Genomic DNA, 16,755 nt, shown 5'->3' on the forward strand with positions numbered 1-16,755 from the left:
TGAACTGCGCGGTAAATTGCGCGATCGTTTCGACTAGCCGGCGCGTCAGTGCGCTGCCCACTGAATCGTCGAAATATCAATGCCGTCCTGGTGCATTTCCCACAGCGGCGACAGATCGCGCAGCTTCGCAATTTTCGTCTTCAGCAGATTGATCACGTAGTCCACGTCCTGCTCGGTCGTGAAGCGGCCCACCGTGAAGCGGATCGAGCTGTGCGCGAGTTCGTCGTTACGGCCAAGCGCGCGCAACACGTACGACGGTTCCAGCGAAGCCGACGTGCACGCCGAACCCGACGACACCGCCACGTCTTTCACCGCCATGATCAGCGATTCGCCTTCGACGAAATTAAAGCTGATGTTCAGGTTGTGCGGTACACGCTTTTCCATGTCGCCGTTCACATAGACTTCGTCGATCTCCGACAGCCCACGCAGCAACCGGTCGCGCAGCATGCGAATGCGCTCGTTTTCCGTTGCCATTTCCTCGCGCGCGATGCGGAACGCCTCGCCCATGCCGACGATCTGATGCGTAGCCAGCGTGCCCGAACGCATGCCGCGCTCATGACCGCCGCCGTGCATCTGCGCCTCGATACGCACGCGCGGCTTGCGGCGCACGTACAGCGCGCCGATGCCCTTCGGACCATACGTCTTGTGCGCCGAGAAGGACATGAGGTCGACCTTCAGCTTTTGCAAATCGATATCGATCTTGCCGGTGGCTTGCGCGGCGTCCACGTGAAAAATAATGCCTTTTTCACGGGTGATTTCGCCGATTGCCTCGATGTCCTGAATCACGCCGATCTCGTTGTTCACCGACATCACCGACACGAGAATCGTGTCCGGGCGAAGCGCGGCCTTGAACTTCTCGAGGTCGATCAGACCGTCGTCCTGCACATCCAGATACGTGACTTCGAAGCCTTCACGCTCCAGCTCGCGGCAGGTGTCGAGCACGGCCTTGTGCTCGGTCTTCACCGTGATGATGTGCTTGCCTTTGCTCTTGTAGAAGTGCGCGGCGCCCTTGATCGCGAGGTTGTCCGACTCGGTTGCGCCCGAGGTCCAGATGATTTCGCGCGGATCGGCATTGACGAGCGCGGCGACGTTTTCGCGCGCTTCTTCGACCGCGCGCTCCGCCGTCCAGCCATACGAATGGCTGCGCGACGCGGGGTTGCCGAACTGCTCGCGCAGATACGGAATCATCTTGTCCACCACGCGCGGATCGACCGGGGTCGTGGCGCTGTAGTCCATGTAAATGGGCAGGTGGGGAATCTCGTTGTTCATGTATCGCTCCGGGGACGTCGTGTGCTCTGGCTTCTGAATTCGTGATCGCGCTGCGGTATGCCGCGCCGCGTCTTACGAACCGGCCATGTTGAAAACGGAATTAGGACCTTTGGGCGCCACGCGAACCGGCTCGACCGCCGGCGCCTCACTGCGCCTGTCGCGCAGAACGGCCGGCGCGCCTTCGCGCGAACGTTGCTGGTCGACCAGATCTTTCAGCGAGACCGAATCCAGGTACTCGACCATTTTCTGGTTCAGCGTGGACCACAGCTCATGCGTCATGCAATGGCCGTCGTGCTGCTTGGTGCCCTCGCACGAGCCCTTGCCGCCGCATTGGGTGGCGTCGAGCGGCTCGTCCACCGCGATGATGATGTCGGCCACCGTCACGTCTTCGGCGCGGCGCGCGAGATTGTAGCCGCCGCCCGGCCCGCGCACGGACTCGACGATTTCATGACGACGCAGCTTGCCAAACAGCTGCTCGAGGTACGACAGGGAGATATGCTGGCGCTGGCTGATACCTGCAAGCGTCACCGGGCCCTGCTCCTGGCGTAAAGCCAGGTCGATCATCGCCGTGACGGCGAAACGGCCTTTCGTGGTGAGTCTCATATGTATGGGGAACCGCTATTCTCGACAAGTTTTGTCAAGTATAAATACATGACCGATTTAGTCAAGTATCCCTCCTGGGATGTGGGTCATTACTTAATTGCTCGCGCGCTTTTTCCCAGCGACGCCGCGACCTAGTCGATCAATTGGGGGCGCAATGCGGCGATGAGCCCGCGGCAAGCCGCCTCGCATTGATCCAGCACCTGCTCGAAACCTTCCGCGCCGCCGAAATACGGATCGACGACTTCGCGCGAGCCGCTCCAGCGAGCGTCGCTTTCGGGCACGAACTCCATCAGCAGGCGAATCTTGTCCTGCTGGTCCGGCGGACACACCTGGCGCAGCGCGGCGACGTTCTTGTCGTCCATTGCGATCAGCAGGTCGAAGCGGTCGAAGTCTATGTCCGCTATCTGCCGCCCACGCAGTGCCGCGAGATCGTAGCCGCGGCCGCGCGCGGCGTGCTGCGCGCGCTCGTCCGGCGGCTGGCCGATGTGCCAGTCGCCCGTGCCGGCGGAGTCGAGCAAAATGCGCCCACCAAGCTTCGCCTCGTCGACGAGACGGCGCATCACGGCTTCCGCGGTCGGCGAACGGCAGATGTTCCCGAGGCAGACAAAGCAGATGGACACAGTTTTCATCGGAGGCTTCTTTTGCGCTTTTCGGCGCGGTGAGGTGCGAATGGCGGCAAACAAGCCGCGACGCGACGCCCGCCGCGCGGTGCCGCGATTATACAAAGGCGCACGAAATCGCGCTGCGGACGCCGCCCGGCATTGCTTCGGCCGCTCGCGGGCTCAGGTTCAAGTTCAAGTTCAGGACGCCTGCGCCAGAGGCAGCGCGGTCACGGCGCGCAACGGCTTGACCGGCGCGGACGACGCGTCGTCGATCATGCCGTAGGACGCCGCCCGCGCCAGTTCGGCGGTCAATTGGTCTGCCGCCAGCGGCGCCTGCGAGCCGCGCGCGGACAGATCGCCGCAAATGTGCAGATACGCCACTGCCGCTAATCCGACGACCAGTGCGAGAGGCCAGTACACCGCTATTGTCTTTTTCATGATGTCGTTCTTCCAAAGGAGGGGTAGGTAAGCTCATCGCTTACTATGCCCATGACGAATCCTATAGGAATAGCCAATCGGGAAAAACCGGCTCAGGCGCGATACAGCGTTGTCGGAAATGGAACAGTGATTGGATGCGGACACGATCAGGCGCGATCGGCTCACGCCTGGCACGAAAAATAAGTCCTTACAAAAGCATACAAAGCTACCGCCACGGATGCGCATAATTGCGGTCTCATTACTACGAAACCTACTGTCTCGAGCTTGAAATGAAACGCTTCGCACCCTTTGCCGCTGTCGCCGTCGCCGCCCTGCTCGGCGGCTGCGCCGTCTATCCGGACGGCACGCCGATGTACAGCAACGGCTACAGCACCTACGACGGCTACTACGACGCGTACGGCGCGCCCGTCCCGCAGACGAACGTCTACATGGGCTACAGCAATTATTACGGTCCGGGCTATTACGGCGGTCCGGGGCGCTATTACGGTCCAGGATACGGCGGATACCGAGGGCGGCCGTACTACGACGGAGACCACGGCAATCGGGGCGGAAACGGTGGGCCGCATGGCCAACCCAACGGTGGACCTCGCGGCCAGCCCAACGGCGGACCGCCTCCGCAGGGAGCGGTCGCGGGTCCGCGCGGTCCGAGCGGCTCGAATGCGCCGCGGCCCGGCGTCGCGCCGCCGCCCCCGCCGCCGCCCGCGCCGGCGCCAGCACCGCAGGCGGGCGGTCGCGGCGATGCCGGCGCACCCGTGTTGAGAGGCAATCCGGCTCGGGGCATGACGACGCATTAGAGCAGCGCTTTAGAAAACGCTGAACGGCACGCCGCGGCGTGTCATGCGACTTGCCACGCAGGTCAGCGTCGGCGCATGGCGCCAGCGCCGGGCACAGACCGAGGAAATCGTGGAGGGCCGGCGCAACAGCAGTTGGCGCTCGCGAAAACTTCTACCGGCACGTTGCACAACTCACTAGCAGTAGCAGTAGCACTCGCACGACGGCAGAGCGCCGCCCCAACCTTCTTCAGCCGATATGACTGCGTTGCGCGGCGTACAACTCCCGGAACGTGCGTCCAACCGGCGCGGGCATATCCCGCGTATTCGTCCAGCCGGCGCCGCCCAAAGGGAGCTTCGCAATCGACCGATTGCGCCCGCCCATGCGTTCGAGCACGCGCACAGCGAGTTTCGTGACGAGCGCGTAAGCGTCCGGATGCATCGCCAGAAAACCCCACACTGCGAGACCCGCGCGCTCCTTCCACGGACGCAGGCGCCGTTCGACCTGCTTCTCGCGCAGTTTGCGCAGCAGATCGGACAACGGAATGCCGACCGGACATACGCTATTGCACTCGCCGCACAGCGTGGCTGCTTGCGGCAGATCGAGCGCCTTATCGAGGCCGACGTAGCTCGGCGTCAGCACAGAACCCATCGGGCCGGGATACACCCAGCCGTAGGCATGGCCGCCGACTTTCTGATACACCGGGCAATGATTCATGCACGCGCCGCAACGAATGCAGCGGAGCATCTCCTGAAAATCGCCGCCGATCAGCCCCGTGCGCCCGCCGTCGACGAGCACCACATACATATGCTCGGGCCCGTCCTGATCGCCCTCGCCTCGCGGCCCGGTCAGCACCGAGAAATAGTTGGACGTGGTCTGGCCCGTCGCCGAGCGCGGCAGCAAGCGCATGGCCGTCGCGAGGTCTTCGAGCGTGGGCAGCACCTTTTCGATGCCGGTGACGGCGACATGCACGCGCGGCATCACCGTACACATGCCTTCGTTGCCCTCATTGGTGACGAGCACCACCGAGCCGGTTTCCGCGATCACGAAGTTGCCGCCGGTCACACCCATGTCCGCGCTCATGAAGTGCGGGCGAAGCACCTGCCGGGCTTCCAGCGTCATATCCGGAATTTCGGTGAGACGCGGCCGGCCGTGCGTTTTGGCGAACAGGTCGGCGATCTCGTCCTTATCCTTGTGGACGACGGGCGCGATGATGTGGCTAGGCGGCTCGTTGTCGTTGATCTGCAGAATGTATTCGCCGAGATCGGTCTCGATGGATTGCACGCCCATCTGTCCGAGCACCTCGTTCAGGCGCATTTCCTCGGTGACCATCGACTTGGTCTTGATCACCTTCTTCACATCGTGCCGGCGTGCAATTTCGCCGACGAGCCGCGCGGCCTCCTGCGTGGTCTCGGCAAAGAGCACGGTGACGCCGCGCCGCGCCGCCTCGCGTTCGAACGTCTCGAGCCACACGTCCAGATTTTCGAGCGCCCGGTTGCGACGCTCCTTCAGTGCGTCCCGCGTGGCGGGAAAGTCGATCGCGGTCAGCGCCGCGGCGCGCGCGGAGACGAACTTGGTGGACAGCTTGGTCAGGTTCTGCTGCAGCCGCTGGTCCGCAAGCTTCTGACCGGCGCGCGCCTTGAATTGCATCGATTGGATTTGCATGGCGGTCCCCTTACCCCGTTACACGTCGCCGGCCAGTACCTGCGCGATGTGCAGCACGCGCGTCGCGGTATCGCCGGTGCGCCTCAGGCGCCCTTCGATATTGAGCATGCAGCCGAGGTCGCCGAGCACCACCGCGCCCGCGCCGCTGTCGCGGATATTCGCGCATTTTTCGTCGACGATCGCCGTGGAGATGTCGCCGTACTTCACCGCAAACGTGCCGCCGAAGCCGCAGCAGTGCTCGCAGCCCTTCATTTCGGTCACCGCGACGCCCACCTGGGCGAGCAGTTCGCGCGGCTGCGCCTTCACGCCGAGTTCGCGCAGACCGGAACACGAATCGTGATACGTCACCTGTCCGGCGAATTCGCCGGGCTGCAACCGCACTTTGGCGACGTTGACGAGGAAGTCGGTCAGCTCGAACACCCTGGCGCGCAGGCGGCCGAAGCGATTCATCAGTTCGGGGTCGTCGGCGAAGAGATCGCCATAATGCGTGCGGATCATGCCGCCGCACGAGCCTGACGGCACCACCACGTAGTCGAACTGCTCGAATTCGCGCAAGGTTTTCTCGGCGAGGTCGCGGGCGATGCGCCGCTCGCCCGAGTTGTACGCGGGCTGGCCACAGCACGTTTGCGCCGGCGGCACCACCACTTCAAAACCGGCGCCTTCGAGCAGCTTGATTACCGAAAAACCGATTTCGGGCCGCATCAGGTCGATCAGGCAGGTGACGAACAATCCGACTCGCATGAGCCCTCCTCCGGGAAAACGTCCCTGATTATCCGCTGTTTGGCGCACAATACCAACGCCCGGAAGGCATAGGACGAACGCCTCGCCGAATTCGAAGGCCGCTTCCAAGTGCGTTCGCTTTTTTCACGATACGAGATACAATCAGTTTCCGCTGTTTGACGCGTCAACCGATTCTTCTTATGAGCGACACGAACCCGGATCCCAAAACTTCGATCCAGGTGATCGAACGCATGATGCGCCTGCTCGACGCACTCGCCGCGCATAGCGACCCGGTCAGCCTGAAAGAACTCGCCATCCGCACGGAACTGCATCCGTCCACCGCGCACCGCATCCTGAACGACATGGTGATGTGCCGGCTCGTCGACCGGTCCGATCCCGGCACGTACCGGCTCGGCATGCGCTTGCTCGAACTCGGCAATCTCGTGAAGGCGCGGCTGTCCGTGCGCGACGCGGCGCTCACGCCGATGCGCGAACTGCATCGGCAGACGGGCCAGACGGTGAACCTGTCGGTGCGTCAGGGCGACGAGATTGTGTACATCGAGCGCGCTTACTCCGAGCGTTCGGGCATGCAGGTAGTGCGGGCCATCGGCGGACGCGCGCCGCTGCATCTGACTTCCGTCGGCAAGCTCTTCCTCGCCGCCGACGAATCGACGCGCGTGCGCGCCTACGCAACCCGCACCGGCCTCTCGGGCCACACGCAAAACAGCATCACCGACTTAGCCAAGCTCGAGCGCGAACTGTCGCATGTGCGCCAGCAAGCGTGCGCGCGCGACAACGAAGAACTGGAACTCGGCGTGCGCTGCATCGCCGCGGGCATCTACGACGACACCGGCAAACTCGTCGCGGGTCTGTCGCTTTCGGCGCCGGCCGACCGTCTGCAGGATTCCTGGCTAGGTCAGCTCAGCCAGACGGCGCTCGTGATTTCCGAGGCGCTGGGGTATCGGCCGCAGGCTTCGCAGGATCATGGGCATCATCCGGGCTCGCATGCATAGGCCCTAAGTCGCGAATCGACGAATCAACGAATCGACGAATCGCAGCGTGCAACGAAAAAGCCCCGCAAATGCGGGGCTTTTCAATTGTGGCGACCGATTCTTAAACCGACCGCAAACACAGAAACACAGCGCGCTCAGGTGCCCGGCCCGCCGGCGTCCGCGCTCGTGATACGCGCCTGATCGCCGCCGTTGTCGAGCCACGTGCGCAGCCGCGTGGCGTCGGCGAAACGCGAGTACTTGCCCGACGAGTCGAGCAGCACCAGCACCATCGGACGGCCATGAATGTTGGCCTGCATCACGAGGCACTCGCCCGCTTCGTTGATGAAGCCGGTCTTTTGCAGACCGATCTCCCACGTCGGGTTACGCACGAGCGCATTCGTGCTGTTGTACGCGAGCGTGCGCTTGCCCGTGTACACCTCGTAGCTGCGGTCCGTCGAGAACCGGCGGATCAGCGGATATTGATACGCCGCATTGACCATCTTCACGAGATCGCGCGCGCTCGACACGTTCTGGCTCGTCAAGCCGGTGGGATTCTCGAAGTGCGTGTCGGTCATGCCGAGTTGCCGCGCCTTCGCGTTCATGGCGGCGAGGAACGCCGGCCGGCCGCCCGGGTAGTAGCGCGACAGCGCGGCGGCAGCGCGGTTTTCCGACGCCATCAGCGCGATATGCAGCATGTCTTCGCGCGACAGCACCGAGCCGACGGATAGGCGCGAGCCGGTGTTCTTTTCGTAGTCGCGGTCTTCGTCCGTGACTTCGAGCTGATCGGTCATCGGCTCTTTCGAATCCAGCACGACCATCGCGGTCATCAGCTTCGTGATGGACGCGATCGGCACCACGGCGCGCGAGTTTTTATCGAAGAGCGACTCGCCGGTGTTCTGGTCGACCACGTACGCGACGCTCGAGCGCAGCATCAGCGCGTCCGGCGTCTCGTGCAGGCCGAATGCCTGGCCGACGGTCGGCTGGCGCGGCTCATAGGCAACGCGCCGCACCACCGAGTGGTGACGGCCGTTCGACGTATAGGTCACGCGCTTGCGCTTGACGCTCGCGCGCGGCGCGTCGTCATCAGCGGCGGCGGCCTTTGCGACCGCGCCTTTGCTGCCGGCTTTTACAGCTTTGCCGGAGACCTTGGTTGCGGCGGCGGGCTTCTTGCCGGCCTTCGCGTGCTTCGAAGTTTTTGCGGAGGCAGCGGGCGTCGCGGCAAAAGTGCTCACGGGCGTGCCAAGCGCCGCCGCGAGGACCATGGAGGCGGCCACCGACAAAGCGGTGCTGCGCGCCGCGCCGTGGATCACTTTTAGCGACGAAAACATGTCGGTTTTCATGGGTGTTCTGTAGGGAGCGGCGAGAGGGTTCCGCAAGTGTAGTAAAACAACGAAAAATTAGCAATTTGAAGCACTTATCTGCGCTCCTTAAACCAGCTTATAAGCTCCGATCGCAAAAACGCAAATAAGTGCCGCGCTTCGATCGATAAAAACGATCGGAGTGCCGCGCCTCGCCACCACCGTCACCCTGAAAAAGGGTGTGGTCCTTTCAGCATAACGGCAATTTCGAGACAACCTTGATGAGGGGAAACACGGCTGTCGCGGCCAACGAGGTCTCGCGCCGCGGACGCCAGCGAGACAACACGCGCAGCGGACGTTGTCTTAAATGCCCGCTGCAAATCGCAGACGCGCGTTCGACCGGCATCAACGATTAACGTTCCGTGACAGTTTATGGTTTACATCAATTCGCATCCGCGCCGAGCTTTTGTTAAATAGACCCCTCACGGTTTTTTTTGCGGTGCACGCAAAAGCGCCTCGGAGAGGCTGTTGGAGCCGGAACAAAATACCGTTTTCGGACTTTCCACTGGCAAGAACGGTCAATCGTTCCGCGTCATGCGGCTGTCATTCAGAGCGCATAAGCTATTGTTTCCTAAGTGGTTTCTTAAGATTGTGCAATGCACAAAAACCACTTGACATTCCTTGGCGCCATCTTAAAATAGAACTCATTGCTGCGATGCACAATACATCGCGGTCCGGGCAGACGAATTTGTGCGTCTCGCCACCACCCAATGCGGTCGCAGAGTTCGGCCGCGATCCAGGAGCGTAAACCATGACTTTGCTGACCCCCGAGCAATTCGCTGCAGCCCAGAAAGCCAACTTCGAAACGCTGTTCGGCCTGACCACCAAGGCATTCGAAGGCGTCGAAAAGCTGGTCGAACTGAACCTGCAAGTCGTGAAATCGACGCTCGCGGAAAGCCAGGAAAATGCCCAGCGCGCGCTGTCGGTGAAAGACGCGCAGGAACTGCTGGCACTGCAAGCGAGCCTCGCGCAGCCGGTCGCTGAAAAGGCGCTGTCGTATGGCCGTCACGTGTACGAAATCGTTTCGGCAACGCAAGGCGAGTTCGCCCGCGTAGCGGAAGCGCAGTTCGAAGAGCAGAACCGCAAGGTTCAGTCGCTCGTCGAAAACGTCGCGAAGAATGCACCGGCCGGTTCGGAAACCGCTGTCGCCGTGATCAAGTCGGCCATCACTGCCGCCAACACCACGTACGAAACGGTCCACAAGGCCACGAAGCAAGCTGTCGAAATCGCGGAAAGCAACTTCAACGCAGCCGCCACGGCCGCTTCGAAGGCTGCATCGCAAGCCGCTGCACAAGCTTCGCGCTCGGCCAAGAAGCCGGTCTAAGTTTCCGGTCTGCTTCCAGGCTCGCTGTCGGAGCCTGGGTCGACTGACCCGAGGCCTTGCTTCGGGCATCGTTTGCGCCGGCCCAGCTTCATCGCTGGGCCGGCGTTGCTGTAAGCAACAGCGTCGTGCCGTTGCCGCTCACACGGTTTCAATTGGCCGAACGCTCCGATACGTTGAATGACGTATCGTTTGCCCGGCGAAGCGCCGGGATTTTTTTGCGCGGCGTTCGCGGCGTTGCTTCGTTTCGGGCCGCGGCTCGAATGCGATTGAGCTTCAGATGAAAAACGGCGCGCCCCGCAAAGGGCGCGCCGTTTCTTTTTGAGCGCCATCCGCACGCATGCGGATGAGCCAAACGCATTACTTCTTTTTCTGCGGCGGCAAATCGGTACAGACGCCTTCGTACAGTTCGGCGGCCATGCCGATCGATTCGCCGAGCGTCGGGTGCGGATGAATCGTCTTGCCGATGTCTTCCGCGTCCGCGCCCATTTCGATCGCGAGGCACACTTCGCTGATGAGGTCACCCGCATTCAGACCGACGATACCGCCGCCGATCACGCGATGCGTTTCCTCGTCGAACAGCAGCTTCGTGAAGCCCTCGTCGCGGCCGTTGGCAATCGCGCGGCCCGATGCGGCCCACGGGAACACCGCCTTGCCGTACTTGATGCCTTCTGCCTTCAACTGGTCTTCGGTCTTGCCGGCCCACGCCACTTCGGGATCGGTATATGCCACCGACGGAATCTGCAGCGCGTCGAAGTACGCCTTCTCGCCGTGAGCGGCTTCGGCGGCAACGTGTCCTTCGTGGACGGCTTTGTGCGCGAGCATCGGCTGACCGACGATATCGCCGATCGCGAAGATGTGCGGCACGTTGGTGCGCATCTGTTTGTCGACGTCGATAAAGCCGCGATCCGTGACCGCCACGCCGGCCTTGTCCGCGCCGATCTTCTTGCCGTTCGGCGAGCGTCCGACCGCGACCAGCACGAGGTCATAGCGCTGCGCTTCCGCCGGAGCCTTCTCGCCTTCGAACGACACGTAGATGCCGTCCTCTTTCGCTTCGGCCGCGGTGGTTTTGGTCTTCAGCATGACGTTGGCGAAACGCTTGCTGTTGTACTTTTCCCAGACCTTGACCAGATCGCGATCCGCGCCGGCCATCAGACCGTCGAGCATTTCGACGACGTCGATCTTCGCGCCGAGCGTGGCGTAGACCGTCGCCATTTCGAGCCCGATGATGCCGCCGCCGATCACCAGCATGCGTTGCGGAATCTGACGCAGCTCGAGCGCGCCGGTCGAATCGACCACACGCGGATCTTCCGGAATGAACGGCAGCTTCACCGCTTCCGAGCCCGCGGCGATGATCGCCTGCTTGAACCGGACGACCTTTTTGCCGCCCTCGGTCTGCACTTCCATATGGTTCGGATCGACGAACGCGCCGGTGCCCGTGACCACTTCGACCTTGCGCATCTTCGCCATGCCGGCGAGACCGCCGGTCAGCTTCTTGACGACGCCCGACTTGAAGTCGCGCAGCTTGTCCAGATCGATCTGCGGTTTGGAAAACGTGATGCCGTGCGCGCCGAGCGCTTCGGCTTCGTCGATGACGAGCGCCGTGTGCAGCAGCGCCTTCGACGGAATGCAGCCCACGTTCAGACACACGCCGCCAAGCGTCGAATAACGCTCGACGAGCACCGTCTTCATGCCGAGATCGGCGGACCGGAATGCAGCCGAATAGCCGCCAGGGCCCGACCCGAGCACGAGCATGTCGCACTCGATGTCCGCGCTGCCCGAGAAGCTGCCCGCTTGCGGCGCGGGCGCAGCGGCGCCCGGCGCAGCGGCGGGAGCTGGCGCGGGTGCAGGCGCTTTTTCCGCGGCCTTCGGTGTTTCTTTAGCGGGCGCTGCTTCGCCGGACGTTTCGACGAGCGCGATGACGGTGCCTTGCGAGACTTTATCGCCGGCTTTGATACGGATTTCCTTGACGATGCCGGCGGTATCGCTCGGCACTTCCATGGATGCCTTATCGGACTCGAGCGTCAGCAGCGACTGTTCTTTTTCGATCGCATCGCCCGGTTTGATATTGACTTCGATGACATCGACGTCCTTGAAGTCACCGATATCCGGCACTTTTACTTCGACGAGACTCATAGTGTCCCCTAGTCTTGTTGATGGTGATGAGAAGAACCAGCCCAGGGCCCAAAAACTGGCAGCGCGCCAAACAGAATCACCCTTTGCAGTCCGCCGAAGGACGCGCCTTTCTTTTGCCTACTTTTCTTTGGAAGACAAAGAAAAGTAGGTGCCGCCCCGCACAGGGGCGACGCCAATAGACCACTAAGAAAACAGGTTCTACAGAGAGGCACTGATCACAGAAAAAAACCAGCGCCCCGCGCAACACCACATCAAAGAATCACACGCCGAAAATCGGCAAGAATCGCCCCAAGATACGCATTGAAGCGCGCAGCCTCAGCCCCGTCGATCACCCGATGGTCGTAAGACAACGACAGCGGCAGCATGAGACGCGGCACGAACTGCTTACCGTCCCACACCGGCTTCATCGCGCCACGCGACAGCCCAAGAATGGCGACTTCAGGCGCATTGATAATCGGCGTGAAGTTAGTGCCGCCAATGCCGCCCAGCGACGAAATCGAGAAGCAGCCGCCTTGCATCTGATCCGGCTTGAGCTTGCCTTCACGCGCGGCCTTGGAAAGATCGGTCATTTCCTTCGCGATCTCGACGAGACCCTTCTTGTCCGCATCGCGAATCACCGGAACGACGAGACCGTTCGGCGTATCGGCGGCAAAACCCACGTGGTAGTACTGCTTGAACACGAGGTTGTCGCCGTCGAGGCTCGCGTTGAACGTCGGGAATTTCTTCAACGCCGACACAACGGCCTTGATGACGAACGCCAGCATCGTGATCTTCACGCCGGCCTTTTCGTTTTCCTTGTTCAACTGCACGCGCAACGCTTCGAGTTCGGTGATGTCGGCTTCGTCGTTGTTCGTGACGTGCGGAATCATGACCCAGTTGCGATGCAGGTTCGCGCCCGAAATCTTCTTGATGCGCGACAGCGGCTTCGCTTCGAACGGGCCGAACTTCGAGAAGTCGACCTTCGGCCACGGCAGCAGATTCAGCTCGCCGCCGCCGGCTGCGGGCGCGGCTGCGCCGGCCGGCGCGGCACGCTGGCCCGTCATGACGCCCTTGATGAACGCGGTGACGTCGGCTTGCGTAATGCGGCCCTTCGGACCTGTGCCCTGAACCTGCGTCACGTCGACGCCGAGTTCGCGCGCGAACTTGCGCACCGACGGCGAAGCGTGGCTCGCGCGGCGCGAACCGCCCTCGCCTGCCGGGATCGAAGGCGCTTGTGCGAGCGCGGACGGAGCGGCCGGTGTGGGCGACGGCGCGGCGGGCGCATCCGACGGCTTTTCGGCTTGCTGCTTGGCCGCAGGAGCCGGCGCGGGCGCCGCAGCGCCGCCTTCGGCTTCCACGACGACGATCACCGAGCCTTCCGACACCGTATCGCCGACCTTGACCTTCACTTCCTTGACGACGCCGGCGGCCGAGCTCGGCACGTCCATCGTCGCCTTGTCGGATTCCAGCGTGACCAGCGACTGCTCTTTCTCGACGCGATCGCCGACCTTCACCGCGACTTCGATCACGGGAATGTCTTTGTAGTCGCCGATATCCGGCACTTTGACTTCCTGCAGACCGCCGCCGCTTGCAGCCGGTGCAGCGGCCGGAGCCGCAGCCGGTGCAGGCGCGGGAGTAGCCGCAGGTGCGGGTGCAGGCGCAGCCGCCGGAGCAGCCGCGGCCGCGCCGCCTTCAGCGCCATCCAGCACCACGATCAGCGAACCTTCCGACACGTTGTCGCCGACCTTGACCTTCACTTCCTTGACGACGCCGGCCGCCGAACTCGGGACGTCCATCGTCGCCTTGTCGGACTCCAGCGTAACGAGCGATTGCTCTTTCTCGACGGTATCACCCGCCTTGACCAGCACCTCGATCACAGGAATGTCCTTGTAATCGCCGATGTCCGGCACCTTGACTTCGATCGCTTGACTCATTGTTAGTGTCTCCTGGGCCGCGCACGCGACTGCCGCTGCCGGTCGGAACCGGTCAGTGGCGGGCGCGCACGCCGTGGCACACGGGGAATGATGCCTTAGACGGTCATCGGGTTGGGTTTGGCGGGATCAAGGTTGTACTTCTTGAGCGCCTCGGCGACGACCTTGCGTTCGATCGTGCCCTCGTCTGCCAGTGCATTCAACGCGGCAACCGTGACCCAGTAGCGGTCGACTTCGAAGAAGTGGCGCAGCTTCTCGCGCGTGTCCGAACGGCCATAGCCGTCCGTGCCCAGCACGACGAACTTCTGCGGCACGAACGCGCGAATCTGCTCGGTCAGCGCGCGAACGTAATCGGTCGAGGCAATCACCGGACCAGGCGCGTCCTTCAGCAGCTTCTCGACGTGCGAGAGCTTCTTTTCTTCCGTCGGATGCAGCATGTTCCAGCGCTGCACTTCGTGACCTTCGCGAGCGAGTTCGGTGAAGCTCGGCACGCTCCACAGATCGGCGGCGACGCCCCAGTCGTTCTTCAGCAGGTCGGCGGCGGCGATCACTTCGTTGAAGATCGTGCCCGCGCCCATCAGTTGAACACGCGGCGCTTTCTTGTCAGCGTCGGCTTTGCGGAACGCGTACATGCCCTTGATGATGTCGGCCGCTACATGCTCGCCCTGCGGAATCGCCGGGTGCTCGTAGTTCTCGTTCATCACCGTGATGTAGTAGTACACGTCTTCCTGCTCCGCGACCATGCGGCGCAGGCCGTCCTGCATGATGACCGCGAGTTCGTAACCGAACGTCGGGTCATAGCTGATGCAGTTCGGCACCGACGCGGCCCACAGCAGCGAGTGGCCGTCTTCGTGTTGCAGACCTTCGCCGTTCAGCGTCGTGCGGCCTGCCGTGCCGCCCAGCAGGAAACCGCGCGAGCGCATGTCGCCCGCGGCCCATGCCAGATCGCCGATGCGCTGGAAGCCGAACATCGAGTAGAAGATGTAGAACGGGATCATGATCTCGCCGTGCGTCGAGTACGACGTCGCGGCTGCGATCCAGTCGGACATGCCGCCGGCTTCGTTGATGCCTTCCTGCAGAATCTGACCGGTTTCCGACTCGCGGTAGAACATGAGCTGGTCGGAATCTTCCGGAATGTACTTCTGGCCGTCCTGATTCCAGATGCCGATCTGACGGAACAGACCTTCCATGCCGAACGTACGCGACTCGTCCGGGACGATCGGCACGATGCGTTTGCCGAGCGCCTTGTCCTTCAGCAAGATGTTGAGAATCCGCACGAACGCCATCGTCGTGGAAATCTCGCGGCCTTCGCCCGTGCCCTTCAGGAGCGGCTCGAACGCAGCAAGATCCGGCACCGGCAGCGACTCGGCCTTCTGACGGCGCGCCGGCAGATAGCCGCCGAGTTCCTGGCGGCGAGCGCGCATGTACTCGAGTTCCTTCGAACCTTCTTCGAACTTGAGGTACGGCACGTTGACGAGGTCTTCGTCGGAGATCGGCAGACGGAACTGGTCGCGGAATTTCTTCAGCTGCTCCACCTGCATCTTCTTCTGCTGGTGGGTGATGTTCATCGCCTGGCCGGCTTCGCCCATGCCGTAGCCCTTGATCGTCTTCGCGAGGATGACGGTCGGCTGGCCCTTGGTCTGCGTGGCTTCGTGGAACGCGGCGTAAATCTTGTGCGGATCGTGGCCGCCGCGGTTCAGGTTCCACACGTCTTCATCCGACCAGTCGGCGACCAGCGCCTTCAGTTCCGGCGTATTGAAGAAGTGCTCGCGAACGAACGCGCCCGACTCCGACTTGTACGTCTGATATTCGCCGTCGACGACTTCCATCATGCGGCGCATCAGCGCGCCCGACTTGTCGCGCTGGAACAGCGCATCCCAGCGGCTGCCCCACACGACCTTGATGACGTTCCAGCCCGCGCCGCGGAATTCGCTTTCCAGTTCCTGGATGATCTTGCCGTTGCCGCGCACCGGACCGTCGAGGCGCTGCAGGTTGCAGTTGATCACGAACACGAGGTTGTCGAGCCGCTCGCGGCCGGCCATGCCGATCGCGCCGAGCGATTCCGGTTCGTCCGTTTCGCCGTCGCCGAGGAAAGCCCAAACCTTGCGGCCGTCGGTCTTCGCGATGCCGCGCGCCTGCATGTACTTCATGAAGCGCGCCTGATAGATCGCCATGATCGGGCCGAGGCCCATCGAGACGGTCGGGAATTGCCAGAAATCCGGCATCAGCCACGGATGCGGATACGACGAGATGCCCTCGCCGCCCACTTCCTGGCGGAAGTTGTCGAGCTGCTGCTCGGTCAGGCGGCCAAGCAGGAACGCGCGCGAATAAACACCCGGCGACGAGTGACCCTGCACGAACACGAGGTCGCCGCCATGTTCGGGCGACGGCGCGTGCCAGAAGTGGTTGAAGCCGACGTCATACAGCGTGGCCGCCGACGCGAACGACGCGATATGGCCGCCGACGTTGGTGTCCTTGCCCGCGCGCAGCACCATCGCGATGGCGTTCCAGCGCGTGTACGAGCGAATGCGGTGTTCGATGTCCTGGTCGCCGGGAATCTTCGCCTGGCGCGCGACGGGAATCGTGTTGATGTACGGGGTGTTAGCGGAGAACGGCAGATGTTCGCCATGCACGCGGGCGAATTCGATCTGTTTCTCGATCAGGTAGTGGGCACGGTCGGGGCCAACAGCAGAAATCACGCCATCCAGCGCTTCCAGCCATTCGCCGGTTTCCTGGGGATCGTCGTCTTTTTCAGCGGCGACATATTTCATGACTTCGTCGGGTACAGCGGACATGCTCGTCTCCTGGATATAGAGGAACGCTCTTTGAACAGACGACGCGGACGAAGCACGGCCGCGGCAGCTTCGGCCGATTGTAATAAGGGTCCCGACGTCCACGCAACAAAATTTTCGAATTACGAGATCGGTTCTCATAATGCGGAAAATTGTTGCAGCGCAACCTGATTTGACT

At 62.4% G+C, this 16,755-nt stretch carries 13 protein-coding genes; 3 read left to right on the forward strand and 10 right to left on the reverse strand.

The features are described 5' to 3' along the window. Nucleotides 1-45: 45 nt before the first annotated feature. From P0D87_RS07975 to P0D87_RS07990, 4 genes are all read right to left on the reverse strand, one after another. On the reverse strand, nt 46-1,269 hold the full coding sequence (locus P0D87_RS07975; protein WP_006051270.1) for an IscS subfamily cysteine desulfurase: 1,224 nt from the start codon (nt 1,267-1,269) through the stop codon (nt 46-48). 72 nt (nt 1,270-1,341) lie between these two features. Next, the gene (gene iscR / locus P0D87_RS07980; RefSeq protein ID WP_006051269.1) at nt 1,342-1,872 is read right to left on the reverse strand and encodes a Fe-S cluster assembly transcriptional regulator IscR; all 531 of its coding nucleotides are present in this window, start codon (nt 1,870-1,872) and stop codon (nt 1,342-1,344) included. A gap of 131 nt (nt 1,873-2,003) precedes the next feature. Further along, nucleotides 2,004-2,501 carry a low molecular weight protein-tyrosine-phosphatase gene (locus P0D87_RS07985; protein WP_053859064.1) on the reverse strand — a complete coding sequence of 166 codons (498 nt, stop codon included), beginning with the start codon at nt 2,499-2,501 and terminating at the stop codon, nt 2,004-2,006. Nucleotides 2,502-2,672: 171 nt separating this feature from the next. Then, the gene (locus P0D87_RS07990; protein WP_029967494.1) at nt 2,673-2,912 is read right to left on the reverse strand and encodes a hypothetical protein; all 240 of its coding nucleotides are present in this window, start codon (nt 2,910-2,912) and stop codon (nt 2,673-2,675) included. Between the two features lie 269 nt (nt 2,913-3,181). Here P0D87_RS07990 and P0D87_RS07995 point away from each other — a divergent pair, with 269 nt between their 5' ends. Then, complete coding sequence (locus P0D87_RS07995) at nt 3,182-3,706, forward strand: hypothetical protein (RefSeq protein WP_044021733.1); 525 nt, start codon at nt 3,182-3,184, stop codon at nt 3,704-3,706. Nucleotides 3,707-3,932: 226 nt separating this feature from the next. On the opposite strand, the gene P0D87_RS08000 is transcribed toward P0D87_RS07995, so the two are convergent. Continuing rightward, nucleotides 3,933-5,348, reverse strand: coding sequence for a lactate utilization protein B (locus P0D87_RS08000; protein WP_006051263.1), 1,416 nt, complete (start codon nt 5,346-5,348; stop codon nt 3,933-3,935). An 18-nt stretch (nt 5,349-5,366) separates the two neighbouring features. Continuing rightward, nucleotides 5,367-6,089: a (Fe-S)-binding protein gene (locus tag P0D87_RS08005; protein WP_053858443.1), complete on the reverse strand. Its 723-nt coding sequence runs from the start codon at nt 6,087-6,089 to the stop codon at nt 5,367-5,369. A gap of 179 nt (nt 6,090-6,268) precedes the next feature. On the opposite strand from P0D87_RS08005, the gene P0D87_RS08010 reads away from it, so the two are divergent. Beyond that, complete coding sequence (locus P0D87_RS08010; protein ID WP_006051261.1) at nt 6,269-7,081, forward strand: IclR family transcriptional regulator; 813 nt, start codon at nt 6,269-6,271, stop codon at nt 7,079-7,081. 134 nt (nt 7,082-7,215) lie between these two features. On the opposite strand, the gene pbpG is transcribed toward P0D87_RS08010, so the two are convergent. Further along, nucleotides 7,216-8,400 carry a D-alanyl-D-alanine endopeptidase gene (gene pbpG, locus P0D87_RS08015; protein WP_006051260.1) on the reverse strand — a complete coding sequence of 395 codons (1,185 nt, stop codon included), beginning with the start codon at nt 8,398-8,400 and terminating at the stop codon, nt 7,216-7,218. Nucleotides 8,401-9,169: 769 nt separating this feature from the next. Between pbpG and P0D87_RS08020 the strand changes: the two genes are divergently transcribed. Further along, complete coding sequence (locus P0D87_RS08020) at nt 9,170-9,742, forward strand: phasin family protein (protein ID WP_006051259.1); 573 nt, start codon at nt 9,170-9,172, stop codon at nt 9,740-9,742. 357 nt (nt 9,743-10,099) lie between these two features. On the opposite strand, the gene lpdA is transcribed toward P0D87_RS08020, so the two are convergent. The 3 genes from lpdA to aceE form a co-directional block, all read right to left on the reverse strand. Continuing rightward, nucleotides 10,100-11,875, reverse strand: coding sequence for a dihydrolipoyl dehydrogenase (gene lpdA, locus P0D87_RS08025; RefSeq protein ID WP_053858444.1), 1,776 nt, complete (start codon nt 11,873-11,875; stop codon nt 10,100-10,102). A 251-nt stretch (nt 11,876-12,126) separates the two neighbouring features. Beyond that, nucleotides 12,127-13,788, reverse strand: a complete 1,662-nt coding sequence (aceF, locus tag P0D87_RS08030; protein ID WP_053858445.1) for a dihydrolipoyllysine-residue acetyltransferase — start codon at nt 13,786-13,788, stop codon at nt 12,127-12,129. Nucleotides 13,789-13,883: 95 nt separating this feature from the next. Then, nucleotides 13,884-16,580, reverse strand: coding sequence for a pyruvate dehydrogenase (acetyl-transferring), homodimeric type (aceE, locus tag P0D87_RS08035; RefSeq protein ID WP_053858446.1), 2,697 nt, complete (start codon nt 16,578-16,580; stop codon nt 13,884-13,886). Between the last annotated feature and the right edge of the window lie 175 nt (nt 16,581-16,755).

It is taken from the genome of Paraburkholderia sp. RL17-368-BIF-A (assembly GCF_046054045.1).
GTDB classification, from domain to species: domain Bacteria; phylum Pseudomonadota; class Gammaproteobacteria; order Burkholderiales; family Burkholderiaceae; genus Paraburkholderia; species Paraburkholderia graminis.